36 protein-coding genes are annotated in these 26,583 nt (G+C 37.3%); 31 read left to right on the top strand and 5 right to left on the bottom strand.

The window, feature by feature from the left end; all coding sequences use genetic code 11:
• Position 1 precedes the first annotated feature (1 nt).
• The 3 genes from CPT03_RS21145 to CPT03_RS21155 all read right to left on the bottom strand — a co-directional run bounded on the left by CPT03_RS21145 (position 2) and on the right by CPT03_RS21155 (position 5,839).
• Positions 2 to 3,478, bottom strand: coding sequence for a response regulator (locus CPT03_RS21145; protein WP_099440688.1), 3,477 nt, complete (start codon positions 3,476 to 3,478; stop codon positions 2 to 4).
• 88 nt (positions 3,479 to 3,566) lie between these two features.
• Positions 3,567 to 4,253: a LytR/AlgR family response regulator transcription factor gene (locus CPT03_RS21150; protein WP_099440689.1), complete on the bottom strand. Its 687-nt coding sequence runs from the start codon at positions 4,251 to 4,253 to the stop codon at positions 3,567 to 3,569.
• Between the two features lie 83 nt (positions 4,254 to 4,336).
• The gene (locus tag CPT03_RS21155; RefSeq protein WP_099440690.1) at positions 4,337 to 5,839 is read right to left on the bottom strand and encodes a sensor histidine kinase; all 1,503 of its coding nucleotides are present in this window, start codon (positions 5,837 to 5,839) and stop codon (positions 4,337 to 4,339) included.
• Between the two features lie 137 nt (positions 5,840 to 5,976).
• Between CPT03_RS21155 and CPT03_RS21160 the strand changes: the two genes are divergently transcribed.
• The 3 genes from CPT03_RS21160 (at position 5,977) to CPT03_RS21170 (ending at position 9,194) form a co-directional block, all read left to right on the top strand.
• The gene (locus CPT03_RS21160; protein ID WP_099440691.1) at positions 5,977 to 6,324 is read left to right on the top strand and encodes an arsenate reductase; all 348 of its coding nucleotides are present in this window, start codon (positions 5,977 to 5,979) and stop codon (positions 6,322 to 6,324) included.
• A 93-nt stretch (positions 6,325 to 6,417) separates the two neighbouring features.
• Complete coding sequence (locus CPT03_RS21165; RefSeq protein ID WP_099440692.1) at positions 6,418 to 7,155, top strand: hypothetical protein; 738 nt, start codon at positions 6,418 to 6,420, stop codon at positions 7,153 to 7,155.
• 74 nt (positions 7,156 to 7,229) lie between these two features.
• Positions 7,230 to 9,194 (top strand): M1 family metallopeptidase, encoded by a 1,965-nt coding sequence (locus tag CPT03_RS21170; RefSeq protein WP_099440693.1) that lies wholly within the window; start codon positions 7,230 to 7,232, stop codon positions 9,192 to 9,194.
• Positions 9,195 to 9,255: 61 nt separating this feature from the next.
• Here CPT03_RS21170 and CPT03_RS21175 read toward each other — a convergent pair whose 3' ends face one another.
• Positions 9,256 to 9,897, bottom strand: a complete 642-nt coding sequence (locus CPT03_RS21175) for a hypothetical protein (RefSeq protein WP_099440694.1) — start codon at positions 9,895 to 9,897, stop codon at positions 9,256 to 9,258.
• A 48-nt stretch (positions 9,898 to 9,945) separates the two neighbouring features.
• Here CPT03_RS21175 and CPT03_RS21180 point away from each other — a divergent pair, with 48 nt between their 5' ends.
• The 5 genes from CPT03_RS21180 (at position 9,946) to rpsJ (ending at position 13,860) form a co-directional block, all read left to right on the top strand.
• On the top strand, positions 9,946 to 10,167 hold the full coding sequence (locus CPT03_RS21180; RefSeq protein WP_099441213.1) for a VF530 family DNA-binding protein: 222 nt from the start codon (positions 9,946 to 9,948) through the stop codon (positions 10,165 to 10,167).
• Between the two features lie 297 nt (positions 10,168 to 10,464).
• Positions 10,465 to 10,878 (top strand): 30S ribosomal protein S12, encoded by a 414-nt coding sequence (gene rpsL / locus CPT03_RS21185; protein ID WP_008244597.1) that lies wholly within the window; start codon positions 10,465 to 10,467, stop codon positions 10,876 to 10,878.
• A 16-nt stretch (positions 10,879 to 10,894) separates the two neighbouring features.
• Positions 10,895 to 11,362 carry a 30S ribosomal protein S7 gene (rpsG, locus tag CPT03_RS21190; protein WP_099440695.1) on the top strand — a complete coding sequence of 156 codons (468 nt, stop codon included), beginning with the start codon at positions 10,895 to 10,897 and terminating at the stop codon, positions 11,360 to 11,362.
• A 17-nt stretch (positions 11,363 to 11,379) separates the two neighbouring features.
• Positions 11,380 to 13,494 carry an elongation factor G gene (gene fusA, locus CPT03_RS21195; RefSeq protein WP_099440696.1) on the top strand — a complete coding sequence of 705 codons (2,115 nt, stop codon included), beginning with the start codon at positions 11,380 to 11,382 and terminating at the stop codon, positions 13,492 to 13,494.
• Positions 13,495 to 13,554: 60 nt separating this feature from the next.
• A complete protein-coding gene (rpsJ, locus tag CPT03_RS21200) occupies positions 13,555 to 13,860 on the top strand; it encodes a 30S ribosomal protein S10 (RefSeq protein ID WP_008244591.1) in 306 nt (101 codons plus the stop codon).
• 78 nt (positions 13,861 to 13,938) lie between these two features.
• On the opposite strand, the gene CPT03_RS21205 is transcribed toward rpsJ, so the two are convergent.
• Positions 13,939 to 14,547 carry a hypothetical protein gene (locus CPT03_RS21205; RefSeq protein ID WP_099440697.1) on the bottom strand — a complete coding sequence of 203 codons (609 nt, stop codon included), beginning with the start codon at positions 14,545 to 14,547 and terminating at the stop codon, positions 13,939 to 13,941.
• Positions 14,548 to 14,675: 128 nt separating this feature from the next.
• On the opposite strand from CPT03_RS21205, the gene CPT03_RS21210 reads away from it, so the two are divergent.
• From CPT03_RS21210 to secY, 23 genes are all read left to right on the top strand, one after another.
• Positions 14,676 to 15,512, top strand: a complete 837-nt coding sequence (locus CPT03_RS21210) for a sulfite exporter TauE/SafE family protein (protein WP_099440698.1) — start codon at positions 14,676 to 14,678, stop codon at positions 15,510 to 15,512.
• A complete protein-coding gene (locus CPT03_RS21215) occupies positions 15,509 to 15,901 on the top strand; it encodes a DUF1634 domain-containing protein (protein ID WP_099440699.1) in 393 nt (130 codons plus the stop codon). The genes CPT03_RS21210 and CPT03_RS21215 overlap by 4 nt, the downstream gene beginning before the upstream one ends.
• Before the next feature lie 179 nt (positions 15,902 to 16,080).
• Positions 16,081 to 16,698 (top strand): 50S ribosomal protein L3, encoded by a 618-nt coding sequence (gene rplC, locus CPT03_RS21220; RefSeq protein WP_099440700.1) that lies wholly within the window; start codon positions 16,081 to 16,083, stop codon positions 16,696 to 16,698.
• A 4-nt stretch (positions 16,699 to 16,702) separates the two neighbouring features.
• Complete coding sequence (gene rplD / locus CPT03_RS21225) at positions 16,703 to 17,332, top strand: 50S ribosomal protein L4 (protein ID WP_099440701.1); 630 nt, start codon at positions 16,703 to 16,705, stop codon at positions 17,330 to 17,332.
• Position 17,333: 1 nt separating this feature from the next.
• A complete protein-coding gene (rplW, locus tag CPT03_RS21230; RefSeq protein ID WP_099440702.1) occupies positions 17,334 to 17,624 on the top strand; it encodes a 50S ribosomal protein L23 in 291 nt (96 codons plus the stop codon).
• Between the two features lie 24 nt (positions 17,625 to 17,648).
• A complete protein-coding gene (gene rplB / locus CPT03_RS21235) occupies positions 17,649 to 18,473 on the top strand; it encodes a 50S ribosomal protein L2 (protein ID WP_099440703.1) in 825 nt (274 codons plus the stop codon).
• Positions 18,473 to 18,739, top strand: a complete 267-nt coding sequence (rpsS, locus tag CPT03_RS21240) for a 30S ribosomal protein S19 (protein WP_008244581.1) — start codon at positions 18,473 to 18,475, stop codon at positions 18,737 to 18,739. Before rplB ends, rpsS begins: the two co-directional genes overlap by 1 nt.
• A gap of 7 nt (positions 18,740 to 18,746) precedes the next feature.
• The gene (gene rplV / locus CPT03_RS21245; protein WP_099440704.1) at positions 18,747 to 19,109 is read left to right on the top strand and encodes a 50S ribosomal protein L22; all 363 of its coding nucleotides are present in this window, start codon (positions 18,747 to 18,749) and stop codon (positions 19,107 to 19,109) included.
• 5 nt (positions 19,110 to 19,114) lie between these two features.
• Positions 19,115 to 19,963 (top strand): 30S ribosomal protein S3, encoded by an 849-nt coding sequence (gene rpsC / locus CPT03_RS21250; protein ID WP_099440705.1) that lies wholly within the window; start codon positions 19,115 to 19,117, stop codon positions 19,961 to 19,963.
• A 38-nt stretch (positions 19,964 to 20,001) separates the two neighbouring features.
• Entirely contained in the window at positions 20,002 to 20,424 is a 423-nt protein-coding gene (gene rplP, locus CPT03_RS21255; protein ID WP_008244578.1) for a 50S ribosomal protein L16, read from the top strand.
• Positions 20,425 to 20,496: 72 nt separating this feature from the next.
• Positions 20,497 to 20,706: a 50S ribosomal protein L29 gene (rpmC, locus tag CPT03_RS21260; RefSeq protein ID WP_099440706.1), complete on the top strand. Its 210-nt coding sequence runs from the start codon at positions 20,497 to 20,499 to the stop codon at positions 20,704 to 20,706.
• Between the two features lie 13 nt (positions 20,707 to 20,719).
• Positions 20,720 to 20,974: a 30S ribosomal protein S17 gene (rpsQ, locus tag CPT03_RS21265; protein WP_048907439.1), complete on the top strand. Its 255-nt coding sequence runs from the start codon at positions 20,720 to 20,722 to the stop codon at positions 20,972 to 20,974.
• Between the two features lies 1 nt (position 20,975).
• Entirely contained in the window at positions 20,976 to 21,344 is a 369-nt protein-coding gene (gene rplN / locus CPT03_RS21270; protein ID WP_008244575.1) for a 50S ribosomal protein L14, read from the top strand.
• 1 nt (position 21,345) lies between these two features.
• A complete protein-coding gene (gene rplX / locus CPT03_RS21275; RefSeq protein WP_099440707.1) occupies positions 21,346 to 21,684 on the top strand; it encodes a 50S ribosomal protein L24 in 339 nt (112 codons plus the stop codon).
• Entirely contained in the window at positions 21,684 to 22,250 is a 567-nt protein-coding gene (gene rplE / locus CPT03_RS21280) for a 50S ribosomal protein L5 (protein WP_099440708.1), read from the top strand. The genes rplX and rplE overlap by 1 nt, the downstream gene beginning before the upstream one ends.
• A complete protein-coding gene (gene rpsN / locus CPT03_RS21285; protein ID WP_012780786.1) occupies positions 22,250 to 22,519 on the top strand; it encodes a 30S ribosomal protein S14 in 270 nt (89 codons plus the stop codon). The genes rplE and rpsN overlap by 1 nt, the downstream gene beginning before the upstream one ends.
• Before the next feature lie 110 nt (positions 22,520 to 22,629).
• On the top strand, positions 22,630 to 23,028 hold the full coding sequence (gene rpsH, locus CPT03_RS21290) for a 30S ribosomal protein S8 (protein ID WP_099440709.1): 399 nt from the start codon (positions 22,630 to 22,632) through the stop codon (positions 23,026 to 23,028).
• Positions 23,029 to 23,046: 18 nt separating this feature from the next.
• Positions 23,047 to 23,604, top strand: a complete 558-nt coding sequence (gene rplF, locus CPT03_RS21295) for a 50S ribosomal protein L6 (protein WP_099440710.1) — start codon at positions 23,047 to 23,049, stop codon at positions 23,602 to 23,604.
• Between the two features lie 5 nt (positions 23,605 to 23,609).
• Complete coding sequence (gene rplR / locus CPT03_RS21300; RefSeq protein WP_099440711.1) at positions 23,610 to 23,963, top strand: 50S ribosomal protein L18; 354 nt, start codon at positions 23,610 to 23,612, stop codon at positions 23,961 to 23,963.
• 18 nt (positions 23,964 to 23,981) lie between these two features.
• Entirely contained in the window at positions 23,982 to 24,500 is a 519-nt protein-coding gene (rpsE, locus tag CPT03_RS21305; RefSeq protein ID WP_099440712.1) for a 30S ribosomal protein S5, read from the top strand.
• Positions 24,501 to 24,504: 4 nt separating this feature from the next.
• Positions 24,505 to 24,684: a 50S ribosomal protein L30 gene (rpmD, locus tag CPT03_RS21310; RefSeq protein ID WP_099440713.1), complete on the top strand. Its 180-nt coding sequence runs from the start codon at positions 24,505 to 24,507 to the stop codon at positions 24,682 to 24,684.
• A 111-nt stretch (positions 24,685 to 24,795) separates the two neighbouring features.
• The gene (rplO, locus tag CPT03_RS21315) at positions 24,796 to 25,242 is read left to right on the top strand and encodes a 50S ribosomal protein L15 (RefSeq protein WP_099440714.1); all 447 of its coding nucleotides are present in this window, start codon (positions 24,796 to 24,798) and stop codon (positions 25,240 to 25,242) included.
• A 3-nt stretch (positions 25,243 to 25,245) separates the two neighbouring features.
• Complete coding sequence (gene secY / locus CPT03_RS21320; protein WP_099440715.1) at positions 25,246 to 26,580, top strand: preprotein translocase subunit SecY; 1,335 nt, start codon at positions 25,246 to 25,248, stop codon at positions 26,578 to 26,580.
• Positions 26,581 to 26,583: the final 3 nt, after the last annotated feature.

Below are 26,583 nucleotides of genomic sequence, written 5' to 3' on the forward strand. Positions count from 1 at the left end.
ATTAGCTCAACCAAACCCTTAACATTGATAACAACTTGTCCATATCCACCGGTTTAGAGATATAATCATTTGCACCTGCTTCAATACATTTCTCTCTGTCATTTTTCATGGCTTTTGCAGTTAAAGCAATAATTGGGAGCTTAGAAAAACGTTTCTCCGTTCTAATTGCTTTCATTGCCTCATATCCATCCATTTCTGGCATCATAATATCCATTAAAACAAGATCAATCTGTTCATGCTCGGCCAGTCTTTCAAGTGCTTCTCTGCCATTATTTGCTATTATAATATTTATATCATAAAGTTGTAATGCACTCGAAAGGGCAAAAATATTACGCATATCATCATCCGTAATTAAAATAGTTTTGTCCTTTAATGCCTTCTCAATAGTAGAGGTTCCCTTACTTTTATTTTGACTTTGAACTGTAGGCGACTTGTCACCTTGTTTAAGCTTATTCATGAAAAGACTTACCTCATCAATTAGTCTATCGTTTGACTTGTTCGATTTCAAAACCATAGCCTCAGTATACCTCATAATGTGAGCCATTTTTTCGTCACTCAATTCCATTGCCGTATTTATAATTACAGGCACATGTACAAGTTCCGGCTTAGACTTAATCATGTCCAATAAATCAAACCCAGAAATATCCGGAAGTTTTAAATCAAGTATAATACAATCAAAAGTGTGGTTTTCTAAAAGTTCCAGAGCCTCTTTTCCGTTAAATGCTTGCTTTACTTCAACACCACTTTCAGTAAGCTGCTGGGTTAAGAGTGTACTATGCAGTTCCTGATCTTCAATTACTAAAACCGTATTGAAATCATATTTTATATATGCAGAACTTAGAAGTTCAAAAGCTTCATCTAACCTGTCCTTTTCAATAGGCTTTTTAAGGAACCCAATTGCACCTTCTTTTTTGGCCTTACTTTCCTTTTCATTGCCGGCCGACATCATGTGCACAGGAATGTGTTTGGTTTTCGGATTCTCTTTAAGTTTTTTAAGTATTGTCCATCCATCCATTACTGGCAGCATAATATCAAGCACAATGGCATCGGGAAGTTGAGATATCGCCATTTCCAGTCCAACATCTCCGCTATGAGCAAGAAGAGGTTTAAAACCCTTTTCTATAGCGTAGTCATTTAATACATCCGCAAAAACAACATCATCTTCTACTATTAATAAAGTTTGAGCGGTACCATTCTTAACCGGGAGCAATACAGGTTCTGGAATTAGCGGCACAATTTTAGCCTCCTCCGCAACATGGTTAATTGCCTCTTTAGGGCTGTTTGTCGTATTCTCCTCAGGAATAAAAAGCGTAAATATGCTTCCATGGCCAGGCTCACTCTTAACCTGAATTTCGCCACCTAATATGTACGCTAGCTCCTTGCTAATAGACAGACCCAGCCCGGTTCCGCCGTATTTCCTGCTCGTAGATCCATCTGCTTGCTGAAATGCTTCAAAGATTAGCTTTTGCTTATCCTCTGGTATTCCAATTCCCGTATCTTTTACTTCTATTGCTATAATTTTTTTAGTAGAGTTTCTTAGCTGCTCAGAATAAAACCTCGATTCCTTTGTTGCATTGCTTATATTTAAAGAAATCTCTCCATGCTCTGAAGTAAATTTAAAGGCATTTGATAATAGGTTTTTTACTATTTGCTCCAGCCTGGTCTGATCAGTGAATATTGAATCTGGTAAATTTTGTTCAAGCGTTGTTTTAAAAGTGATTTTCTTGCTCCTAGCCAATTCACCGAATAACGCATCCATATCTTGCTGAACAACTTTAGGCTGAATGTGCTCAATAGTTAGGTCTATTTTGCCGGATTCAATTTTTGAAAGATCAAGAATATCATTAATAAGAGCTAACAGATCGGAACCCGCATTATGGATAACACCCGCATATTTAATTTGATCTTCGTTTAAATTCTCAGGTCTATTCTCTTTTAAAATTCTTGCCAGAATCAATATACTATTTAATGGAGTTCTTAACTCATGACTCATATTGGCCAAAAACTCAGATTTATATTTACTCGAAATCTCAAGTTCTTCAGCTTTTAAACTCATCGCTTCCCGGGCCTGATTTACAAGTATGTTCCGTTCTTCAAGCTGTTGCGCCTTTTCTTCTAGTTCTGCATTTGTTTGGCGAAGTTCCTCTTGCTGTACCCTAAGTTCTTCTTCTGATGCCTGCAACTGCTCAGATTTATAAACAAGTTCCTCGTTTGTTGTACGAAGTTCTTCCTGCTGACTTTCCAATTCCTCGGCCTGTTGCTGAGTTTGCTCAAATAAGGCCCGTAATGTAACACGTGCTACGGCACTGTTTATTCCAATACCAATGTTCTCGGCAATTGTGTTTAAAAACAACAAAGTAGATGAATCTGGTTCATTGTTTAAACCCAATTCTATCACTGCCAGCGTTTCATTTTCAAATAGTATTGGAAGTAGAAATATATGACTCGGAATCATGCTTCCTAATCCCGATTGTATTTTTATATAATCTGAAGGAACCTTGTTAAGAAGTTTGGCTTGTTTTTCAATCGCAGTTTGTCCAACTAGCCCCTCCCCAAATTGATATTCCTTTACGGCTCCTTTTGCTGTTTCGAATGCATAGCCCCCCACAAATTTTATTGTTTTTTTTGAGCGATTAGCCAGAAATAGCGATCCAACAGAGGCATTTATATAATTACATATTGATGCCAATACTTTTGTAGAAAACTCTTCTGTGTCCTGTTCGCCCCGCATAGCTTCATTTACAGCGGTTACACCAGATAGTAACCAATTCTTTTGTTCATTTTCAGCTGAAATCCGTTCTAATTCAATATTAGATTCTCTGATTTGTCTTTCTGTTAATTTTTGCTGATCAAAAGTTTTTTTGATGTAAGAAAAGAGAAACAATATCAAACAGAAAATAATTATAGCACTTAGCAGAACTACCCATTCGCTTTGCTTGCTGCTACTTACAATTGCAGCTTTTCTTTTGGCTAGCAGCTTAACTTCATTCTGGATTATTTGGTTTCCTGATTTTAATATTTGGGATTTATAAAATTGGCCCAAACCTCCCATTACCCTTGCTGATGTCGCATCTTTTCCCTTCGATTCATAAATGCGGAGAACTTCTTTCATCTCCTCAATTTTAGCATGCGCGTACTGACTTAGGGTATCAATTCTGATTTGCTGTTCAGCATTATCAATTGTTAACCTTTTTAACTCGGCTATTGTAGGCAGAATCTTTGAAACATTAGTGTGGTAAGGATTTAGATATTCTTTGTTTCCAGATAAAACGAACCCTCTGATGCTGGTTTCTGAGTTTAAAACCTGGAATTCAACATCCTTAGCTAAATTCATAACATCATATGTATGACCTTGCCATTTTGTGTCTTTACTTAGCTGGTCAATGCTAAGATATGATGTAATTGCAGACACCAGAACAAATAATAAGGATATAGCAAATCCTGTTAGCACTTGTTGTTTAAAAGATAATTTAAACATATGTAAATTAATAAATATTGAAGCCTTTAAAAGTAAATACAATGATAGTGCTTGTTATGACAAGTTCACTAACTATTGCAAGATAAATTTAATGTAATTCCCTTAAACATTGAGAATAAGTTACTCCTATTGGGATAACCTGCTCACCAATCCAAATCTGAGAACGATCGAACTTACTAATTTTGTTTTTTGAAACTATAAATGCACGGTGGGTTCTAATAAAAGCTTTAGCCGGAAGCAGTAAAAGCATTTCGCTTATTGGAATTCTGGTACTTAGAAGAGGTTTGTTTGCAAGGTGTACCAGTGTATAATTGCCCGAAGCTTCTACATATAATATATCATCAATATAAACCTTTATCTGCTCATAGCCATCTTTTATAAAAATAGCAGCCGGTTGTTCCTCACTTTCAGCACTATTTCTGAGGGTATAAAATTCCTGTGCTTTGTTGCAACCCTTTAAAAAACGGGCAAGTGAAAATGGTTTTAATAAGTAATCTACAGCATCGAGCTCAAAACCCTTAACCGCATGTTCGGAATATGCGGTTGTAAAAATAACCATCGGAGGGTTTGTTAAGCTATTTAAAAAGTCAATACCGCTGATATCAGGCATCTTGATATCCAGAAAAATTAAGTCTATTTTATTGTTTTGCAAATAAGTTATGGCCTCAAAAGCATTTATGAAAGTAGCCTTCAGTTCAATAAATGGAACTTTTGACGCGTGCGACTCTATTATATCCAGGGCTATTGGCTCGTCATCAATTGCTATTGCCAGCATTTTATAATCTCATTTGTTATGGTTGAATCTTCTTTTATGCTCAAATATAGATAACTTAAGTAAGTTTGTTAACCCGATAACTATTATAGTTGCAGTGTTAAATGAATAAAGAATTCATTGGCACTTTCCCTTACAATTAACTCATGCCTCCGCGGATATAAAAGTGCAAGTCTTTGTTTTACGTTTTGTAAGCCAATACCACTTTTAAGTTTTTCTGGGTCATTGTCGGGTTTAATATGAATACTGTTATTTACATCAAAGTATAAAGTATTCTCCTTTGTTTGGAGGGTAACTTTTATATGTGATGGATGTTGTAAACTAACACCATGTTTAAAAGCATTTTCTACAAAGGGAATAAGCAACATTGGCGCTATCAGTTGACCATTAATCTGATCTTCAATTTGTGTTTCTATTGAAATTGAAGCAGAGCGGGAGGTCCTTAATTTTTGTAAAGCAATGTAATTATTCAGGTAATCTACATCTCTGGTTAGCGAAATTTTATCCTGCAGGTTTTCCTGAAGCATAAACCTCATCATATCGCCCAATTTCTGGATACCTTCGCCCGTACGTTCAGCTTTTTCTTGTAAGGCGGTCCCGTACAATGTATTTAAAGCATTAAACAAGAAGTGTGGGTTAATTTGAGACCTGAGGAAACTTAAACTTGCATCAGATTTTCCAAGTTCAGTTTTTAAGTTGTTAAGCTCATTAGTACTTTCATTTCTTTTTTTATAGATATACCACGATAAAGGAGCACTTATGATAAGTTGGGTAGGTATATGGAAAGCTATTACAACAGCTGCCACTTCGCCATGATTACTAAACATTAATGCGATAAGAGAAAGAGGAACACAAGATGCTAGGGTAATAAAAAATATCTTCCAGAAATAGTTCCAAAAGCCCTTTCCCGACTCTTTTACTTGTGGGATGAGATAGTATAAAGAAAAGATAACAATAGCTATTGTTGAACAGATCACCAGTGTCCAGCATACTATTACCTCAAATGGCGATGAGGTAGCTATTAGTAAAAGCAGACCCACAAACCAGAATGCTGCGCCAAAAACAGCCTCTAGCTTAGTGCGGTTGTAAGGATCATTACCTGTGTTCTCATTCTCTTTAATACTAATAATTAGTTTTTTGAGACATACATATATGGTTATAACCAACATCAACCACGCAGAATAGGTAAAACCTTTAAAAAAGAAGTGATTATAGGCATCCTGAGTGCTGTTAAAATCAGGAAACATATAAACTTTGCTATAGGTATATGTGACGCTTGTAATTAATCCAATACCCAGAAACAGGCCAATTAAAATCACCAGCGACAATGCCCGGCTATTTGCCTTAAAAAGAGCCGGAATGATACAGAAATTTAATAAGAGAAAACTAAAGTAGAGTATTGAAAAACGGAATAGTTCAGGAACAAGATAATTGGAAACATAAGAATATTCCATATTTGCACCTTTGGCCAAATATTCAAGCTGGCTAGGGGTCCGATCGCCCGAATTTGAAACAAGTAAAAGGATTGCAAACCCATAAAGGCTTGTGGCTATCCAAAATTCAACCTTCGTTAATTCTGATAATTTCATTTGCTATTTATTAATTTTCGATATGCTTTGTTAATGCAATAGTACAACGACGCAAGATCTCAAAATTTAAAATGTGATGAAACAGTTAAAAAATGTGACGAATTATCATTTGAATTCTTTTTTTTAAGTTTGTGGGCATGATCGTATACGGAATACCAAATTGCAATACTGTAAAAAAGGCCATGACATGGTTAACTGAAAATGGGTTTAAACCAGAGTTTCATGACTTTAAGAAAAAAGGAATCAGTGCCGAAAAATTAAATGCCTGGTGTGATACATTTGGTTGGGAAACCGTACTGAACAAAAAAGGAACTACTTGGAAAAAGTTAAGCACAGAGGAACAGCAAGAAGTAAATAGCAAAGAGAGTGCAATTAAGGTCTTAATGACTTATACAAGTGCCATTAAACGTCCAATAATAGAGGTTGATGGGAAGCCTGTTTTAATTAGCTTTAGCGAAGAAAGCTACCAAAGCATTTTAAAGTAGCAATACATAAAAATTTAGTACTGTACACGAACATTTTCCTGTTAATATTTGTTAAATAACTAACGTAATATTTAAACAGCGTTATATTTGAGCATGCTTAAGAAACTTTTGTTGGCATTGATCTTATTGACCCCTGCAACACTGTGGGCACAGGATGTTGTTTCAGGAACTGTCTATGATTTTGAAATAAAGACTTTACCACTTCAAGAGGTAAGTGTTAAAAACTTTAATAATAATCAAAGTACAACAACAAAAGCTTCGGGTAAATTCACGCTTGCAGCCAACGTTGGCGATGTATTAGAGTTCTCATTAAACGGGTATCATAAAGATACACTTTACCTTACAAACCTTTCTCCAAAAACCATATTCCTCCCGGGAAGCTCTACCAGCTTAAAAGAAGTAAAGATATTAAGTGCTAAAATAAACCCTACAATTTTAAGCCCCGATCCCGAGGCAAAAGAATCTAAGCGGGTTGAGGCAGATGATTATCGTGGGAAACCAAATATTTCAAGAGCAGGTGGTATTAAGCTGAACTTAGGATATGGCAAATACAAAGAGCAGCAAGCCAAGGCAAAGGATTTGGAAGAGAAAGATCAATATGAAAACGAAATAAAAAGTGTTTTTACCGAAGCCTATGTTTCGGATTTGGTAAAGCTAAAAGGTCAGGATTTAAAAGATTTTATGACCTTATATAGGCCACCTGTTGCAACTGTGCAAAGTGCCAGACCATTCAACTACAAGTATTATACCGTACAGGCATATCATCAGTGGTTGAAACTACCACCTTCTCAAAGAAAACCGCCTCAGGTACCAAGGTTAAAGAAAAACTAATAAAGTCGTTACATTACCAGGTGATTGCTTGGATTTTATACCTTTATTTCGAAATCTTTAAACTAAACTTTTATATGTCTTATAAGTCAACCATCCTGATGGTATTGTTGTGTGTATTTGCATTGACCACAGTGGCACAGCAAACGGATACAAAATCAAGTAATTATGATGCACATGCAGCATTTAATCCGCTTTTTTACACTCAAAATGGTAATGAATACAGATCGGCAAGTGGTTATCCAGGCCCAAAATACTGGCAAAATCATGCAGATTATATTATAAGTGCAGATCTTGATGAAGCAAATAATAAAATTACAGGTTCAGTTACCATTACCTATAAAAATAACAGCCCCGATAAATTACCTTATTTATGGCTGCAGTTAGATCAGAATTTATTTGCACCCGAATCCAGAGGGAACTCACTCATTGCTGCCGGAAGCAGATATGGCGCCAGAGGCGAAAAACTAATTGGTGGATACAAAATAGAAGCCTTATCTGTATCTCAAAAACAGAAAGCAGTTAAATTTACTTCTTTAATAGAGGATACCCGTATGCAGATAAGATTGGCTGAACCAATGGCTGCTGCAGGCGACGTGGTTACCATAAAAATGAATTTCTCATTTATCATTCCTATTAACGGGTCTGATAGGATGGGACATTTAACTACAAAAAATGGCGAAATATTTTCAATAGCCCAATGGTTTCCGCGGATGTGTGTTTACGATGATGTATTAGGATGGAATACCCTGCCTTATTGGGGTGCTGGCGAATTCTATTGCGAATATGGCGATTTTGATTTCTCTGTTACAGCACCGGCAAACCACATTGTTATGGGCTCGGGCGAGTTGGTAAATCCACAAGAGGTTTTTACTCCTGTACAATTGCAACGATGGAATGAAGCAAAATCAAGCGACAAAACAATCTCAATTAGATCTGAATCTGAAGTTAATGATCCTAAATCCCGTCCTGAAAAGGATAAACTTACCTGGAAATTTAAAATGAAAAATGCCAGAGATGTTGCCTGGGGTTCATCAAAGGCCTTTGTTTTAGATGCAGCTCGTATTAACTTACCAAGCGGCAAAAAATCATTGGCAGTTTCGGTTCATCCGGTTGAAAGTAATGGGAATGACGGTTACGGCCGCGCTGTTGAATATGTTAAAACATCTATAGAACACTATTCAGAGAAATGGTTCGAGTATCCTTACCCAATGGCAGTTAATGTTGCCAGTAATGTTGGTGGTATGGAGTACCCTGGTATTGTTTTTTGTGGCTGGAAGGCTAAAAAAGGCAGTGCATGGGGAGTTATAGATCATGAATTTGGCCATACCTGGTTTCCGATGATTGTGGGTAGTAATGAGCGTAAATACGGCTGGATGGACGAAGGTTTTAATACCTTTATCAATAGAATATCTTCTTCGGAATTTAACAACGGAGAGTACAAGAAAGATCCCGATAACATGCATAAAGTTGCAGAGAAGCTACAAAATCCGGAGTTGGAATATATCATGTTAAGCCCCGATGCTATGAAAGAGCGTAACATTGGAGAGAACTTGTACTATAAGCCAGCTCAAGGCCTGAATATCCTTAGAAACGTAGTATTAGGAGCCGGCCGTTTTGATTACGCTTTCAGGCAATATATAGATCATTGGGCCTTTAAACATCCAACACCGCAAGATTTCTTCCGTTCAATAGAAAACGGTGCTGGCGAGGATCTTTCGTGGTTTTGGAGAGGCTGGTTCCTGGATAACTGGAAAATGGATCAGGCTATTGTTTCTGTAACAGAATCTAACCGAGATGAACCTAAAGGTTATAATATTGTTGTTGCAAATCTTGAAAAAATGCCAATGCCAATCATTTTGGAAATAAAAACCAAAAGCGGCAAAACCGATCAGGTAAAAATTCCGGTAGATGTTTGGATGAGAAATAATACATGGACAGTTCCTTATCCTACAACAGAGGAAGTGGTGTCGGTTGTTTTAGATCCGGAGAATTTATTGCCCGATGTAAACAGCGACAATAATAAATGGAAGAAAAATTAAAAGAAGAAGGGGTATCATGATCTAATGATACCCCTTCTTCTTTTAACATAATTGGCTTTAGCTAGTGGCTTTTAAAAAAGCTTTCCTTTAATTTCTGGGGATCTATTAATGCCTCAGTTTCGTCAAGTCGAATTAGCCATCCTTTTTGCTTCAGCAAAGCAATATCTACTTTAGCAACAGAAAGATCTTTGCCTTTCAGGCTTCTTTTTATAACTATTGGAGGCTTAGGTTCTATATTAGCTACTGTATTAAACAGGGCTTCAATAATAAACTTAGGCCAGATCTGGATATCGCCCAAGTGATCTGAATAGATTTTTTTTGTTGAATGAGGAGCTAAAATGTTAGCAAATTCCCCTTTAAAATCTCCTCCTTTTTCAGTAGTTAAACTAATAAGTAATTGGAATGATGTTTCGTTCACGATATGAAAGTGCGCTACAGAATTACTGTGCTGATCGGTTACTATAGCAAGAAATACACCGTTTTTTATAAACTCTGTTTGAGGTGTAACTGGTGCAGGGCGATTGGTAACAACATCATTGTCTGTAACCTCTCCGTGTACCAATGTTACTTTAGATGCTAAAACTGGTATCTCAAAATCATTGGCATCAGTAACACCAATGGTGTCTTTGTCGATAATTCGGGTAATGTACCCTTCTAAATTCTCGTCAACAAAACGAACAAAGTCTCCTAGTTTGAAATTCATACACTTTTATTTATGTCCAAATTTAGTTATTCTTATTATTTTTGTGGCATGGCCATCGATGAACAGAAAAATAATCCATTACACGGAAAAACACTCGAATTTATCCTAAAACAACTTGTATGGCATTATGGTTGGGAAGAATTGGGCATACTCGTAAAAATTGCCTGCTTTAATAATAACCCCACCATGAATTCGAGTCTTAAATTTTTAAGGAAAACCGACTGGGCCAGGAAAAAAGTTGAGAGATTATATCTAAATACATTCCATTAACCCTGTTAGGGTCAAGTCCTCACATGGTTCACACATTCTACACACCTCCTTCACAAAAAGGTACCTGTTTGTGTATTTGGTGTGAAGGAGGTGTGAAGAAATGCTAATCTTGTGAAGAACCGTTGTTTTTGTTCTTACATGAAAAGCCGTGTTATCGTGGTTTTTAGAAAAAATAATATATCCTTGATGGAAATATTAGTTAACCCCTTGATTTATAAAATGTATTGTCTTACCTTTGCAGTCCCTTATTGAGGGGTAAAGTTTTTAAACATAAAATAAGAAAAACAAAAAAGAACAATGCCAACCATTCAACAATTAGTTAGAAAAGGTAGAGTAGCACTGGAGTTCAAGAGTAAGTCTCCGGCGTTGGACAGCTGTCCACAGCGAAGAGGTGTATGTACACGTGTATATACCACTACCCCTAAAAAACCAAACTCAGCAATGCGTAAAGTTGCACGTGTACGTTTAACCAATGGTAAAGAGGTTAACGCTTACATCCCTGGAGAAGGTCACAATTTACAGGAGCACTCAATCGTATTGATTCGTGGTGGACGTGTTAAAGATTTACCAGGTGTACGTTATCACATCATCCGTGGAGCATTAGATACTTCAGGAGTTGCTGGTCGTAACCAACGTCGTTCAAAATATGGTACTAAACGCCCTAAACCGGGACAAGTAGCAGCGGCACCAACAAAAGGTAAAAAGAAATAATTAGGAGGAAAGAAAAATGAGAAAGTCAAAACCAAAAAAGAGAATTATCCTTCCTGATCCAAAATTTAACGATGTTCAGGTGACGAGATTTGTAAATAATATGATGTACGATGGAAAAAAATCTATCGCATATGATATTTTTTATAATGCTGTTGAATTAGCTGAGAAAAAAGCTGGTGAGAACGGTTTAGAAGTATGGAAACGTGCTTTAGCAAATGTAATGCCTGCAGTAGAGGTTAAGTCACGCCGTGTTGGTGGTGCTAACTTCCAGGTGCCTACAGAAGTAAGACCAGACCGTAAGATTGCTTTAGGCATGAAATGGTTAATTTCTTACGCTCGTAAACGTGGTGAAAAAACAATGAAAGAGAAATTAGCAGGTGAAATTGTTTCAGCAGCTAAAGGTGAAGGTGCAGCAGTGAAAAAGAAAGAAGATACGCATAAAATGGCTGAGGCTAACAAAGCGTTCTCACATTTCCGTTTCTAATATTTGAAATTATTATAATGTCAAGAGATTTAAAATTTACTAGAAATATCGGGATTGCAGCTCACATTGATGCAGGTAAAACTACAACAACAGAGCGTATCCTTTATTATGCTGGGGTAAACCACAAAATTGGTGAGGTACACGAAGGTGCATCAACTATGGACTGGATGGTACAGGAAGCTGAACGTGGGATAACCATCACGTCTGCTGCAACTACTGTATTCTGGCCTTACCGCGGTAACAAATATCAGGTAAACGTTATCGATACTCCCGGACACGTGGATTTTACCGTAGAGGTAAACCGTTCATTACGTGTTTTGGATGGATTAGTGTTTTTATTTTCAGCTGTTGATGGTGTTGAACCTCAATCTGAAACTAACTGGCGTTTAGCTAACAACTATGCAGTTCCACGTATTGGTTTCGTTAACAAAATGGACCGCTCAGGAGCTGATTTCTTAAAAGTTGTTAAACAAGTAAGAGACATGCTGGGTAGCCACGCTGTTCCTTTGCAGTTACCAATTGGTGCTGAAGATAACTTTAAAGGTGTTGTTGATTTGATCAATAACCGTGGTATTGTTTGGAATGAGCATGATAAAGGTATGACCTTTACTGAAGTGCCAATTCCTGATGATATGATTGATGAGGTTGCTGAATGGAGAGAGAATTTATTAGAAGCTGTTGCTGATTATGATGAGTCTTTGATGGAGAAATTCTTCGAAGATCCAAGTTCAATCACTGAGCGTGAAATTCTTGATGCATTGCGTAAAGCTACCTTAGATGCAAAAATTGTTCCTATGGTTTGTGGTTCATCTTTCAAAAACAAAGGTGTTCAGACCATGCTTGATTTGGTAATGGAATTATTGCCTTCGCCAATGGATGTGGATGGTATTACAGGTACTGACCCAGAAACTGGTAAAGAAGTAACTCGTCAGCCAGATGTAAAAGAGCCTTTTGCAGCTTTAGCTTTTAAAATTGCAACAGATCCTTTCGTAGGTCGTTTGTGCTTTATCCGTGTTTATTCGGGTAACTTAGAAGCTGGTTCGTACGTTTATAACGCACGTTCTGAAAGCAAAGAGCGTATTTCTCGTATCTTCCAAATGCATGCTAACAAGCAAAACCCAATTCCTAATGTAGGTGCTGGTGATATTGCTGCTGTAGTTGGATTTAAAGATATTAAAACAGGTGATACACTTTGTGATGAGAAAAACCCAATTATCCTTGAATCAATGGATTTCCCAGAACCGGTTATCGGTTTAGCAATTGAGCCTAAAACTCAAGCTGATATTGATAAATTAGGTATGGGCTTATCTAAATTGGCTGAAGAGGATCCTACCTTTAGAGTTCAAACTGATCAGGAAACTGGCCAGACTGTAATCTCTGGTATGGGTGAGCTTCACTTAGATATTTTGATTGACCGTTTAAAACGTGAGTTTAAGGTTGAGGTTAATCAAGGTGCGCCACAAGTTGCTTACAAAGAAGCAATTAATGGAACCGTTCAACATCGTGAGACATATAAAAAACAATCTGGTGGTCGTGGTAAATTCGCGGATATCCAAGTTGTTATCTCTCCTATTGATGCTGATTGGGAAAAAGGCGGATTGCAGTTTGTTAACGAAATCACCGGTGGTTCAATTCCTCGTGAATTTATCCCATCTGTAGAAAAAGGATTTGCTGCATCTATGGCTAACGGAGTATTGGCTGGTTACCCACTACCTGATATGAAAGTTCGCTTAATTGATGGTTCATTCCACGCAGTCGATTCAGATGCTTTATCTTTTGAGCTTGCTGCTAAAATGGCATACCGCGAGGCATTACCTAAATGTAGCCCTGTATTGATGGAGCCAATCATGAAAATCGAGATTCTTACTCCTGAAGAAAACATGGGAGATGTTATCGGTGACATGAACCGTCGTCGTGGTCAACTTTTAGGAATGGATACACGTAATGGTGCTCAGGTAATTAAAGCAACTGTACCTCTTTCAGAGATGTTTGGTTATGTAACTCAGTTACGTACTATTACTTCTGGTCGTGCAACCTCTACAATGGAGTTTGATCACTACGAACCAGCTCCGAAAAACGTTCAGGATGAAGTTATTGCTAAATCAAAAGGCAGAATTAAATCTGTAGAATAAAAAATAAACTGGCTGCCGGTTATTAATAGCTCTAACCGGCGCCTTAATTAAATAAATACGATGAGCCAAAGAATCAGAATTAAATTAAAATCTTACGATTACAACTTGGTAGATAAATCTGCTGAGAAAATCGTAAAAACTGTTAAACCTACGGGTGCAGTGGTTAGCGGACCAATTCCGTTGCCAACAGAAAAGAAAATATTCACAGTTTTACGTTCACCACACGTGAACAAAAAAGCACGTGAGCAGTTTCAATTATGTGCATACAAACGTTTGTTAGACATTTATAGCTCTAACTCTAAAACAGTTGATGCTTTAATGAAACTTGAATTACCTAGCGGAGTTGAAGTAGAAATTAAAGTATAACTATACTTTAACGGTTAACAAAAAGGCCCTTGAAGTTTATTTTTCAAGGGCCTTTTTGTTTATGTTGAGATAAGCAGTTTATCTGCCGCGACTTTTAAATTCGTCTAATTTGTTGCGCTCATCCTGCAATTCTCTGGCTAACTTTTTCTCCTTGTCATTTGCCTTTACTTTATAGTTTTGGTATTCCTGTGAGATTTCATCATACAAGGTGCTTCTATACCTGGCTTCGTGTATATGCTTTGCCGATCGTAAAATTATTATAACCAATGCTAGTCCTAATACAATTATTAAGCCCCATACAAAAAGGTTGTAATTGGATTTGGTAAATCCTATACCAAGAAAGCTGATTTCATTTAACTTGGTATTAGAGCTGGCAAGTGAAGATTCGGTGTCAGAAATTTGTTTTTTGAGATTAACGATTTCTTTCCCCTGATCTGCTATTTTTTTTCTGGTTACCACTAATTGTTTGCGGTCGGTATTTAAGCTGTCTCTAACGTTTTGCCAGAATCCAGATAACCTGGATGGATTTACAAGCTTGTATCCATTTAAAGTTTTTGATTTTGACAATAGCAATTGATATTGTCCTTTTAGGGTAGGGTCAATTTTGGTGGTATCAGTTTTTACCTGTGCCAGGGCAGTAAAATTAATAAACAGAATTGTGATGATTGGTAGTAAGATTTTTCTCATTGATAGACTTTTGTTTTATATATGGTAGTTGTTTATTCGGTTTGGGTATACCAAAGTGGTTTACCTCTAATTTAACATTCATATTTTAATTTTATTGTGTTTTGTTAGGAGATAGTATATTTGCAACAATGTCGGTATTATTATTTACAATTATTGTCTTGCTGGGAGCTTTTGTAGCTGGATTAGTAGGGTCACTAACCGGCTTAGGTGGAGGAGTAATTATCATTCCGTTATTAACACTGGTATTAGGGGTTGATATTCACTATGCAATAGGAGCATCCATCATTTCTGTAATAGCAACCTCATCCGGGTCGGCCGCGGCTTATGTAAAGGAGGGTATCACAAATATTAGGATCGGAATGTTTCTGGAGATTGCTACTACAATAAGTGCAATTATTGGAGCCGTTATAACTGTGTTTATTAACCCAAGTTATATTGCAATAATTTTTGGTGTCATCTTGTTGTTCTCGGCCATAATGATGGTACGTAAAAAGGTTGACCATTCTGATAATGACACATCTGGAAAATTGGCGGTTTTCTTAAAATTGAATGGTAGCTACCCAACAGATAAGGGGATGCAAAATTATGCGGTGCATAATGTAGCAGGTGGTTTCTTTATGATGTTTGTGGCGGGTATTATTTCTGGATTACTTGGAATTGGATCGGGGGCTTTAAAGGTTATTGCGATGGATAATATTATGCGAATCCCCTTTAAGGTGTCAACTACAACAAGTAATTTTATGATGGGGGTTACGGCAGCGGCTAGTGCCATTGTATATTTACACAGAGGGCAGATTGATCCGGGGATTGCGATGCCTGTAGCATTGGGTGTTTTAACGGGAGCAACAGTAGGCTCCAAGATATTGGTGAAAACAAAAACGGATAAGCTTAAAATTATTTTTGCTGTTGTTGTTGCTTTTTTAGCACTGCAAATGATATATAATGGATTAACAGGTAAATTATGAGTAAGGAGAAAAATTTCTTTGCAGACAGGGATATTCAGATCATCCTTGGAACATTACTTAGAGTTGGTGTAATTGCTTCAATGAGCGTAATTTTAATAGGAGGGTTGGTATACTTGGGCTCTAATCATTCAGAAATTGTGAATTATAGCCAATTTGATTCTGTTAAGTCGGGATTCTCGGCCGTTTCTGATATTTTTATAGGTTTGGGAGATTTAAAGGGGAGTGCTATTATTCAATTTGGTGTTCTGCTGTTGATCTTTACGCCGATTATGCGGGTTGTTTTTTCTATTTTTAGCTTCTTAATTGAACGCGATTATCTGTATGTTTTGATTGGCGCTTTCGTTTTGTGTGTAATTCTTTTTAGTCTAAGTAATAAGTTGGTTGGGTAAATGCGGTTTTAAATGAGCGCTACCCCAAGAAATATTTTTTTGCAATTATTTGAAAAAATAATGAGCTAACTATTTGAAAATTAAGATTTCTTTCTTATTTTTGCCGTCCCTTAACAGGGATGTGTATCCACCTTGAACGAAGCCCTACTGCTTCGATGGGTGTTAAATTAAAATAGAAAATGTCAGGTATTATTGGAAAAAAAGTAGGAATGACCAGCATTTTCGACGCCGAAGGAAAGAATATTCCATGCACGGTGATCGAAGCTGGGCCTTGTGTAGTTACACAGGTAAAGACCGAAGAAAAAGACGGTTACGTTTCAGTTCAGTTGAGTTTCGACGAAGCTAAAGAAAAAAACACCACTCAGCCCCTTAAAGGCCACTTTGCGAAAGCAAACACTACCCCAAAACGTAAATTGGTTGAATTTGACCCGTTTGAAGAATCGTTAAATTTAGGCGATACTGTAACGGTAAACATCTTTAACGAAGGTGATTTTGTGGATGTAGTTGGTACATCAAAAGGTAAAGGTTTCCAGGGTGTTGTTAAACGCCATGGTTTCGGTGGTGTTGGTGGGCAAACTCACGGACAGCATAACAGAATGCGTGCGCCAGGTTCATTAGGTGCTGCTTCTTATCCTTCACGTGTATTTAAAGGCATGCGTATGGCGGGAAGAATGGGTGGAGATAGAGTGAAAGTTCAAAACTTACAAGTTTTGAAAGTTTACGCTGATCAAAATCTAGTTGTAGTTAGTGGTTCCGTACCAGGAGCTAAGGGTTCTTACGTAATCTTAGATAAGTAAGCAGATGGAAGTTAAAGTATTAAACATTTCAGGAAAAGAGACAGGTGCCAAGGTGCAGCTTCCTGAGTCGGTATTTGGCATTACGCCTGTTGACCACGCAATTTATTTAGATGTTAAACAGTATTTGGCTAATCAACGTCAAGGTACTCACAAGTCTAAACAACGTAATGAGATTGCTGGTTCAACCCGTAAATTATATAAACAAAAAGGTACTGGTGGTGCTCGTGCCGGAAGTATTAAATCTCCATTGTTTAATGGTGGTGGTCGTGTATTTGGTCCTCAACCACGCGATTATAGTTTTAAATTGAATAAAAAATTGAAAGCGTTAGCTCGTAAGTCTGCGTTATCTTATAAAGCACAAGATCAAAATGTTGTGGTTTTAGAAGGCTTCACTTTTGATTCAATCAAAACTAAAAACTACTTGAATTTAGTTAGCGCATTGAACTTGGTTAACGAAAAGACATTGTTGGTTTTACCTTCACAAAATAACAATATCTATTTATCAAGCAGAAACATTCAGAAAGCTAAAGTAATTACTGCAGACCAATTGAATACTTATGATGTATTAAACTGTGGTAAGCTTTTGTTGACTACTGATTCTCTTAAAACATTGGAGGAGGCATTTGCCAAGTAATATGGAACTTTTAAGAAAACCAATATTAACAGAAAAGGCTTCGGCATTAACAGAAAAGTCTAATCGTTTTACTTTTCAGGTAGATCCAAAAGCTAATAAATTGCAGATTAAGCAAGTTATTGAAAAAATGTATGGCGTTAACGTTTTAGCTATCAACACTATGGTTGTAGTTGGAAAAGTTAAATCTAGAAATACAAAAGGCGGATTAGTTACTGGTCGTAGCCCGAAATACAAAAAAGCTGTTGTTACCTTGAAAGCAGGCGAAACAATAGATTATTACGCGAATATTTAATAAGAATTGAATTATTTATAAACTATGGGCTTAAGAAAATTTAAACCAGTTACTCCGGGAACCCGCTTTAGAGTTGGTGCCAGTTTTACGGAGATTACAGCAACCAAGCCCGAAAAATCATTGGTTGTATCTTCTAAGAAATCGGGAGGACGTAACAATACAGGAAAGATGACTATGCGCTACATTGGTGGTGGTCACAAAAAATCTTACCGTTTAATTGATTTTAAACGTGAGAAATTTAACATTCCTGCAACAGTAGCAACTGTTGAGTACGATCCAAACCGTACCTCACGTATTGCATTATTACATTATGCAGATGGCGAGAAGCGTTACATTATTGCACCTGAAGGGTTGCAAGTAGGACAAACAGTAGTTTCGGGAGAAACAGCTACTCCAGAGGTAGGAAATACCCTTACATTGGCCAATATTCCTTTGGGATCTATTGTACACAATGTAGAGATTCATCCAGGCCGTGGAGCACAGTTAGCACGTAGCGCAGGTGCTTATGCACAGTTAGCAGCTCGTGATGGTAAATATGCTACATTGAAAATGCCTTCAGGCGAGACAAGATTAATCTTGACTGCATGTTTGGCTACAATCGGAGCAGTTTCCAATTCAGATCATGCAAATGAGGTATTAGGTAAAGCAGGTCGCAGCCGCTGGTTGGGACGTCGTCCAAGAACACGTCCAGTAGCGATGAACCCGGTAGATCACCCAATGGGTGGTGGTGAGGGTCGCTCATCAGGAGGTCAGCCTCGCTCAAGAAACGGTATGTATGCCAAAGGCTTCAAAACCCGTACACTTAAAAAATACTCAAATCGTTTCATCATAGAGAAAAGGAAGAAATAATGGCTCGTTCGATAAAAAAAGGACCTTATATTGACCATAACGTAGAGAAGAAAGTAGTATCTATGAATGATTCAGGCAAGAAGTCTGTAATTAAAACTTGGTCACGCAGATCAATGATTTCACCAGATTTTGTGGGTCATACATTTGCAGTACACAACGGTAATAAATTTATACCGGTATACGTAACAGAAAACATGGTTGGTCATAAGCTGGGAGAGTTTGCTCCAACCAGAACATTTAGGGGTCACTCTGAAAAGAAAAAATAATTAAGAGATGGAAGCAGTAGCGAAATTAAACAATTGTCCAACCTCACCACGTAAAATGCGTTTGGTTGTAGATCTTATCAGAGGTGAGCGTGTTGAGAAAGCTTTACATATTTTAAAGTTTACCAATAAAGAAGCAGCAATAAAAGTTGAGAAACTATTATTATCAGCTATCAAAAACTGGGAAACTAAGAATGAAGGTTCTCGCCCTGAAGAAAATCAATTATACGTGAAAACGATAATGGTAGGCGGTGGTCGTCAGTTAAAAAGATTAAGACCAGCACCTCAAGGACGCGGTTACAGAATACGTAAACGTTCAAACCACGTAACTTTGATAGTAGATAGTAAAAACGTTGAAACTCAAACTAATTAACAGAAATGGGACAAAAAGCACATCCAATAGGTAACAGGTTAGGAATCATCAAAGGTTGGGATTCTAACTGGTTCGGTGGCAACAACTATGCTGATAAATTAGTTGAGGACGAAAAAATAAGAAAATACCTTTCTGCACGTATCGCAAAAGGCGGTGTAGCTAAAGTAGTAATTGAGCGTACGTTGAAACGTATCACTGTTACTATTCACACAGCTCGTCCGGGGATTGTGATAGGTAAAGCAGGACAGGAAGTTGACAAGATCAAAGAAGAGTTGAAAAAATTGACTAAAAAGGAAATTCAGATCAACATTTTTGAAATTAAACGTCCTGAACTTGATGCTCAATTAGTAGCTGAAGGTGTTGCAAAACAATTAGAAGCAAGGATTTCATTCCGTAGAGCAATGAAATCTACTATCGCATCAACAATGCGTATGGGTGCTGAAGGTATCAAAATTATGACCTCTGGTCGTTTAGGTGGTGCTGAGATGGCTCGTAGCGAACAGTATAAAGAAGGAAGAATTCCTTTGCATACTTTCCGTGCTGACATTGATTATGCATTAGCAGAAGCTTTAACTACTTATGGAAAAATAGGTGTTAAAGTATGGATCTGTAAAGGTGAAGTTTACGGTAAACGTGATCTTTCTCCAAACATCGGTGCTACGAGCAATGCTCCTGGTAAAGGTGGAAGACCAGAAGGTGCTTTTGCAGGTGGTGGTAGAGACAGAGATAACCGTGGCGGTGGCGACAGAAGAAACGACAAAGGTCGTGGCGGAAGAGGCCCAGGTCAAGGTGGTTCTGGCGCAGGAAGAGATAATAGAGGCGGAAATACTCAGAACAGAGGTCCTCGTAAATAATTAGTTAACAGATCGTTTAACGATAATATTAAAATAAAATGTTACAGCCAAAAAGAACGAAGTTCAGAAAGATGCAAAAGGGCAGAATGAAAGGTTTAGCAACTCGTGGTGCTGAATTATCATTCGGGTCTTTCGGGATTAAATCTTTAGAGTCGACTTGGATTACCAGTCGTCAGATAGAGGCAGCCCGTATTGCCGTAACTCGTTTCATGAAACGTGAAGGCCAGGTTTGGATTAGAATATTCCCGGATAAACCGGTAACTAAGAAACCAGCTGAGGTACGTATGGGTAAAGGTAAGGGTGCTCCAGAGTACTGGGTAGCCGTAGTTAGACCCGGACGTATTATTTTTGAAGCCGAAGGAGTTCCTTTAGAAATTGCTAAAGAGGCTATGAGATTGGCAGCTCAAAAATTACCGATCCAAACAAAATTTGTAGTACGTAGAGATTACGTAGAGGCATAATAAGTTATGGGTTGAATGTTGTAAGTAACTTGTTATTATAACCGCTAGACCCACAACATAAAAATTAATAAAATGAAGAACTCAGAAATCACAGGGCTTTCACAAGAAGAACTAGTAGCCAGGATTGCAGAAGAAAAGGAAAACTTAGTAAAGTTAAAATTTGCACATACAATTTCGGCTATAGAGAATCCTACCCGTATTAAAAAGGTAAGAAGAGATATCGCCCGATTAAATACTGAAGTGACTAAGCGTAAAGCTGCGTCAGCTACTGAAACTAAATAACTTTAGAGTCGAAATGGAAAGACAATTAAGAAAAACAAGAACCGGGTTGGTGGTAAGCAACAAGATGGATAAATCTATTGTTGTAGCGGTAGAACGTAAAGTGAAACACCCGATCTATGGTAAGTTTGTTAAGAAAACTACCAAATTTATGGCTCATGACGAGAAAAACGATTGCGGTATTGGAGATACAGTACTGATCATGGAGACTCGTCCGCTGAGTAAAAACAAGAACTGGAGATTAGTGGAAATTTTAGAAAGGGCTAAATAACATGGTACAACAGGAATCAAGATTAAACGTAGCCGACAATAGCGGCGCAAAAGAAGTATTGGTTATCCGTGTGCTTGGTGGTACCGGAAAGAGATATGCTTCTATTGGTGACAAAATTGTTGTTACCGTTAAAAGTGCATTGCCTTCTGGAAACATCAAGAAAGGAACAGTTTCTAAAGCAGTTGTTGTAAGAACAAAGAAAGAGATCAGACGTAAAGATGGTTCTTACATCCGTTTCGACGACAATGCAGCAGTATTATTAAATGCACAAGATGAGCCGCGTGGTACACGTATTTTTGGCCCGGTAGCAAGAGAACTGCGTGAAAAACAATTCATGAAAATTGTATCATTAGCACCGGAGGTATTATAAAATGAAAAATAAAGTAACTACACCAAAAATAAAAATCCGTAAAGGAGATTTAGTAAAGGTTATAGCTGGCGATTCAAAAGGCCAACAAGGAAAAGTTCTTTCAGTATTAACTACTAAAAGCAGAATCCTTGTAGAAGGTGTTAACCTTGTATCAAAACATACAAAACCAAATGCTGCTACACCAAATGGTGGTATCATTAAAAAAGAAGCTGCTCTTCATATTTCTAACGTAGCGTTAATAGATCCTAAATCAGGTGAAATAACACGCGTTGGCAGAAAGCTTAATGCTGATGGGAAATTAGTTAGGGTTAGTAAAAAATCAGGAGAGGAGATCAAATAATGGCTTACGTACCAAGATTAAAAAGTAAATATAAAGAGGAAATTGTAACTGCACTTAAAGAGAAGTTCAACTATAAAAGTGTTATGCAAGTTCCTAAGTTAGAGAAAATCGCTATTAACCAAGGTGTTGGGCGTTTCTCTGTAACTGATAAGAAAATAATGGACAGCTCTATTTTAGAGATGACTACTATTTCAGGTCAGCAAGCGGTTGGAGCAAAATCTAAAAAAGATATCTCAAACTTTAAGTTACGTAAAGGTATGCCGGTAGGTGTACGTGTTACTTTGCGTGATAATAACATGTATGAGTTTTTAGATCGTTTAATTTCCGTAGCTTTGCCTCGTATCCGTGATTTCAAAGGTATCAATGATAAAGGTTTTGATGGAAAAGGTAACTATACTTTAGGTGTTACTGAACAAATCATCTTCCCAGAGATCAACATCGATAAGATCAATAAGATTTTAGGTATGGACATTACTTTTGTAACTACTGCTACTACTGATGTTGAAGCATTGGAACTTTTAAAACAATTTGGATTACCATTTAAAAATCAAAATACAAATCTATAATGGCAAAAGAAGGAGTAAAAGCTCGCGAAATTAAGCGCCAGAAATTAGTAGCTAAGTATGCAGAGAAACGTGCTGAACTTAAAGCTGCTGGTGATTATGAAGGATTAGATAAGTTACCAAAAAACTCATCTGCTGTACGTTTGCACAATCGTTGTAAATTAACAGGTCGTCCTCGTGGTTATATGCGTACTTTCGGTATATCAAGGGTACTTTTCCGTGATATGGCTTTAGCAGGTAAAATACCTGGAGTTAGAAAAGCAAGCTGGTAATACAGCTTCTTTGTGCTTAAGGTTGTGCCTTGAGTAGAAATTAAATATTAACCGATGGCAGGTCGTCCCGAATAGGTCGGGAAGGAAACCACTATCACAACTATATAAAAATGAATACAGATCCAATAGCAGATTATCTTACAAGGGTAAGAAATGCCATCAAGGCAAATCACAGAATTGTAGAGATTCCTGCATCAAACCTTAAAAAGGAAATTACTAAAGTTCTTTTTGATAAAGGTTACATTGCCAACTACAAATTTGAGGACACTAATGCTCAAGGTACAATCAAAATAGCTTTGAAATATAATGCTATCACGAAAATACCTGCAATCCGTACATTAGTACGTATCAGTAAACCAGGTTTAAGGCAATATGCTGGCGTAGAGAATATGCCAAGAGTATTAAATGGTTTAGGTATCGCGATCTTATCTACATCTAAGGGTGTTATGACTGATAAAGAAGCTGCCAAACTAAACATTGGTGGCGAAGTTTTGTGTCACGTTTATTAATTAAAGGAGGATAGCAAAATGTCAAGAATAGGAAAAGCCCCAATTAATGTCCCTTCAGGTGTTACAATTACGGTATCTAAAGATAACGTTGTATCTGTAAAAGGTCCTAAAGGTGAGTTAACTCAAGCAGTAGATTCAGATATCACTGTAAGTCAGGAAGATGGTGTACTAACTGTACAACGTCCATCAGATCAAAAAAGACACAAAGCGTTACATGGTTTGTATCGTTCTTTGTTGAATAATATGGTTGTTGGTGTAACAGATGGTTATAAATTAGAACAAGAATTAGTAGGTGTGGGTTACCGTGCTACTAACCAAGGAAATACTTTAGATCTTGTTTTAGGATATTCTCACCATTATGTTTTCCAATTACCGGAAGAAATTAAGGTAACGACAACTTCAGAAAAAGGTCAGACTCCAAAAATTATTTTGGAAAGTATTGATAAGCAACTGATAGGACAGGTAGCTGCGAAAATCCGCTCGTTACGTGCACCAGAGCCATATAAAGGTAAAGGTATCAAGTTTGTAGGAGAAGTGTTAAGAAGAAAAGCAGGTAAATCAGCTTCTAAAAAATAATCATCATGGCAGGGAAAAAATTATCTCGTAGAGATCGTATAAAAAAAGGAATCAGAAAAAAATTAGCAGGTTCTGAAAGCCGTCCACGTTTATCGGTTTATAGAAGCAATAAAGGAATTTATGCTCAAATCATTAACGACGTAACCGGTAGTACAATTGTATCAGCTTCATCTTTATCTAAAGATTTTTCAGGTACTGGAAGCAAATCGGAGCAATCTGTGGCTGTAGGTAAATTAGTTGCCGAAAAAGCAATCGCAGCAGGTGTTAAAGAAGTTGTTTTCGATAGAAATGGCTATTTATACCATGGACGTATAAAATCGTTGGCAGAAGGTGCTCGCGAAGCTGGTTTAGTATTTTAATCTGAAAATAGGATAAGAATGTCAACTATCAATATAAAAAGAGTTAAGACTAGCGAAATCGAATTGAAAGATCGTTTAGTTAGCATACAGCGTGTGGCCAAAGTAACCAAAGGTGGTCGTACTTTCAGCTTCTCAGCAATCGTGGTTGTTGGAGATGAAAACGGAATCGTAGGTTACGGATTGGGTAAAGCTAAAGAGGTAACAGAAGCAATTGCAAAGGGCATTGATGATGCTAAAAAGAACTTAGTAAAAGTTCCTTTGTTAAAAGGTACTGTTCCTCACGAGCAAATCGGTAAGTTCTCAGGTGGTTTTGTTTTAATTAAACCAGCTGCAGTAGGTACCGGAGTAATTGCAGGTGGTGCAATGCGTGCTGTATTAGAGAGTGCCGGTGTACATAACGTATTGGCAAAATCAAAAGGTTCATCTAATCCACATAACGTGGTAAAAGCAACTGTTGATGCTTTAACTAAGATGCGTGATGCTTATACTGTGGCTCAGCAACGTGGTGTAGATTTAAATAAAGTTTTTAACGGATAATATTATGGCGAAGATCAAAATAACCCAGGTAAAAAGCATTATCGATAGAAGCGAACGCCAAAAAAGAACGATGCAGGCTTTAGGTTTAACTAAAATGAACCAAAGTGTAGAAGTAGAAGCAACTGCTGCCATTATTGGAATGGTTAGAAAAGTTAATCACTTAGTAGCTATCGAGAGTATATAATTATTTAAGGTTGCAAATGTGAGTTATATGACTACATTTGCAACCTTTGTATATTGTTTAACCGTTGTCCCTGATTAGTGAAAGCGAAGGGCAACACAATAAGTTTTAAAAATGAACTTAAGTAATTTAAAACCTGCAGCAGGTTCTACTAAAAATAGTAAGAGAATAGGTCGTGGAACGGGTTCTGGTCGTGGTGGTACTTCGACACGTGGACATAAAGGTGCTGGATCACGTTCAGGACATTCAACTAAAATTGGATTCGAAGGTGGTCAGATGCCATTACAACGTCGTGTACCTAAAGTAGGTTTCAAACCAATTAACCGTGTTGAATATGTTGGTGTAAACTTAGATGTTTTACAAGGTTTGGCTGAGAAATTTAACTTAACTACCATTGATTTTGCTACCTTGCAAGAGCACGGTTTGGCATCAAAAAATGATCTTGTAAAAGTATTAGGTCGTGGTGAGGTTAAATCTAAATTAGAAGTTAAAGCACATGCTTTTTCTGCTACTGCACAAAAAGCTATTGAGGCTGTTGGAGGCTCAATCGAAAAATTGTAATTAATGAAGAAGCTGTTTACTACTTTAAGTAATATTTGGAAAATTCAAGAATTGAAAGAGCGTATAGTATTTACGCTCATGATTCTTTTGGTATATAGATTTGTATCGCATGTGGTTTTACCAGGTGTTGATGCAACTCTTTTAGGCGATAATGAAAAGTCTGGCCTTTTAGGTCTTTTGGATATGTTCGCTGGGGGATCTTTCTCCAGAGTATCTATTCTTGCTTTAGGAGTTATGCCTTATATTTCTGCATCAATTGTAGTTCAGCTATTAGGTATTGCTGTACCTTCGTTTCAGAAAATGCAAAAGGAAGGTGAAAGTGGAAGAAATAAACTGAATCAAATTACACGCTATCTAACTGTTGCTATTACAGCTGTACAAGCAATTGGTTATGTAAAAACTCAGGTTCCACCAGAGGCAATTATCATTAATCATACATTATTCTTTGTTCTGGCAACTTTTGTGTTAGCCGCAGGTACATTATTTGTAATGTGGTTAGGAGAGAAGATTACAGATAAAGGTATCGGTAATGGTATTTCTTTGATCATTATGGTAGGGATTATTGCGCGTTTACCTATTGCTTTGCAGCAAGAAATCAGCTCAAGATTTGTAGGAGATGGCGGACTTATCGCTTTGGTTATTGAAATAGTTGCTCTTTTTGCAGTTGTTATGTTTACTATTATGATTGTACAAGGTGTACGTAAAGTGCCGGTTCAGTACGCTAAAAGAATTGTTGGTAACAGACAATTTGGTGGTGTAAGACAGTACATCCCATTAAAAGTGAATGCAGCAGGTGTAATGCCGATCATTTTTGCTCAGGCATTAATGTTTATCCCGGCTACTTTAACGCAATTTTTTCCTTCATTGCAAAATACATGGTTAATCCAGTTTAGTGATTATACTTCACTGGCCTATAGTTTAACATTTGCTTTTTTAATTATTGCATTTACGTTTTTCTATACTGCTATTACGGTTAATCCTACTCAGATGTCGGATGATATGAAAAAGAACGGAGGGTTTATTCCTGGGATCAAGCCTGGATTGTCTACTTCATCTTTTATAGACGATGTGATTTCAAAGATTACCTTTCCAGGTGCTGTCTTTTTAGCAATCATCGCTATTCTTCCTTCAATTGCAGTAAAGTTTGGAATTAAGTCAGAATTTGCTCATTTCTATGGCGGTACTTCTTTATTAATTCTGGTAGGTGTAGTGTTAGATACATTGCAACAGATCGAGAGTTATTTGTTAATGCGTCATTATGATGGCTTAATGAAGACTGGTCGTGTTACCGGAAGAACGGGGATCCCAGCCGCTAGCGGAAGCAACGCAGTGATATAGTAG

The organism is Pedobacter ginsengisoli (assembly GCF_002736205.1).
GTDB lineage: Bacteria > Bacteroidota > Bacteroidia > Sphingobacteriales > Sphingobacteriaceae > Pedobacter > Pedobacter ginsengisoli_A.

Coding starts and splice junctions, on each gene's coding strand:
- CPT03_RS21145 (WP_099440688.1), bottom strand. CDS start 3,478: ATGTTTAAATTATCTTTTAAACAACAAGTGCTAACAGGATTTGCTATA.
- CPT03_RS21150 (WP_099440689.1), bottom strand. CDS start 4,253: ATGCTGGCAATAGCAATTGATGACGAGCCAATAGCCCTGGATATAATA.
- CPT03_RS21155 (WP_099440690.1), bottom strand. CDS start 5,839: ATGAAATTATCAGAATTAACGAAGGTTGAATTTTGGATAGCCACAAGC.
- CPT03_RS21160 (WP_099440691.1), top strand. CDS start 5,977: ATGATCGTATACGGAATACCAAATTGCAATACTGTAAAAAAGGCCATG.
- CPT03_RS21165 (WP_099440692.1), top strand. CDS start 6,418: ATGCTTAAGAAACTTTTGTTGGCATTGATCTTATTGACCCCTGCAACA.
- CPT03_RS21170 (WP_099440693.1), top strand. CDS start 7,230: ATGTCTTATAAGTCAACCATCCTGATGGTATTGTTGTGTGTATTTGCA.
- CPT03_RS21175 (WP_099440694.1), bottom strand. CDS start 9,897: ATGAATTTCAAACTAGGAGACTTTGTTCGTTTTGTTGACGAGAATTTA.
- CPT03_RS21180 (WP_099441213.1), top strand. CDS start 9,946: ATGGCCATCGATGAACAGAAAAATAATCCATTACACGGAAAAACACTC.
- rpsL (WP_008244597.1), top strand. CDS start 10,465: ATGCCAACCATTCAACAATTAGTTAGAAAAGGTAGAGTAGCACTGGAG.
- rpsG (WP_099440695.1), top strand. CDS start 10,895: ATGAGAAAGTCAAAACCAAAAAAGAGAATTATCCTTCCTGATCCAAAA.
- fusA (WP_099440696.1), top strand. CDS start 11,380: ATGTCAAGAGATTTAAAATTTACTAGAAATATCGGGATTGCAGCTCAC.
- rpsJ (WP_008244591.1), top strand. CDS start 13,555: ATGAGCCAAAGAATCAGAATTAAATTAAAATCTTACGATTACAACTTG.
- CPT03_RS21205 (WP_099440697.1), bottom strand. CDS start 14,547: ATGAGAAAAATCTTACTACCAATCATCACAATTCTGTTTATTAATTTT.
- CPT03_RS21210 (WP_099440698.1), top strand. CDS start 14,676: ATGTCGGTATTATTATTTACAATTATTGTCTTGCTGGGAGCTTTTGTA.
- CPT03_RS21215 (WP_099440699.1), top strand. CDS start 15,509: ATGAGTAAGGAGAAAAATTTCTTTGCAGACAGGGATATTCAGATCATC.
- rplC (WP_099440700.1), top strand. CDS start 16,081: ATGTCAGGTATTATTGGAAAAAAAGTAGGAATGACCAGCATTTTCGAC.
- rplD (WP_099440701.1), top strand. CDS start 16,703: ATGGAAGTTAAAGTATTAAACATTTCAGGAAAAGAGACAGGTGCCAAG.
- rplW (WP_099440702.1), top strand. CDS start 17,334: ATGGAACTTTTAAGAAAACCAATATTAACAGAAAAGGCTTCGGCATTA.
- rplB (WP_099440703.1), top strand. CDS start 17,649: ATGGGCTTAAGAAAATTTAAACCAGTTACTCCGGGAACCCGCTTTAGA.
- rpsS (WP_008244581.1), top strand. CDS start 18,473: ATGGCTCGTTCGATAAAAAAAGGACCTTATATTGACCATAACGTAGAG.
- rplV (WP_099440704.1), top strand. CDS start 18,747: ATGGAAGCAGTAGCGAAATTAAACAATTGTCCAACCTCACCACGTAAA.
- rpsC (WP_099440705.1), top strand. CDS start 19,115: ATGGGACAAAAAGCACATCCAATAGGTAACAGGTTAGGAATCATCAAA.
- rplP (WP_008244578.1), top strand. CDS start 20,002: ATGTTACAGCCAAAAAGAACGAAGTTCAGAAAGATGCAAAAGGGCAGA.
- rpmC (WP_099440706.1), top strand. CDS start 20,497: ATGAAGAACTCAGAAATCACAGGGCTTTCACAAGAAGAACTAGTAGCC.
- rpsQ (WP_048907439.1), top strand. CDS start 20,720: ATGGAAAGACAATTAAGAAAAACAAGAACCGGGTTGGTGGTAAGCAAC.
- rplN (WP_008244575.1), top strand. CDS start 20,976: ATGGTACAACAGGAATCAAGATTAAACGTAGCCGACAATAGCGGCGCA.
- rplX (WP_099440707.1), top strand. CDS start 21,346: ATGAAAAATAAAGTAACTACACCAAAAATAAAAATCCGTAAAGGAGAT.
- rplE (WP_099440708.1), top strand. CDS start 21,684: ATGGCTTACGTACCAAGATTAAAAAGTAAATATAAAGAGGAAATTGTA.
- rpsN (WP_012780786.1), top strand. CDS start 22,250: ATGGCAAAAGAAGGAGTAAAAGCTCGCGAAATTAAGCGCCAGAAATTA.
- rpsH (WP_099440709.1), top strand. CDS start 22,630: ATGAATACAGATCCAATAGCAGATTATCTTACAAGGGTAAGAAATGCC.
- rplF (WP_099440710.1), top strand. CDS start 23,047: ATGTCAAGAATAGGAAAAGCCCCAATTAATGTCCCTTCAGGTGTTACA.
- rplR (WP_099440711.1), top strand. CDS start 23,610: ATGGCAGGGAAAAAATTATCTCGTAGAGATCGTATAAAAAAAGGAATC.
- rpsE (WP_099440712.1), top strand. CDS start 23,982: ATGTCAACTATCAATATAAAAAGAGTTAAGACTAGCGAAATCGAATTG.
- rpmD (WP_099440713.1), top strand. CDS start 24,505: ATGGCGAAGATCAAAATAACCCAGGTAAAAAGCATTATCGATAGAAGC.
- rplO (WP_099440714.1), top strand. CDS start 24,796: ATGAACTTAAGTAATTTAAAACCTGCAGCAGGTTCTACTAAAAATAGT.
- secY (WP_099440715.1), top strand. CDS start 25,246: ATGAAGAAGCTGTTTACTACTTTAAGTAATATTTGGAAAATTCAAGAA.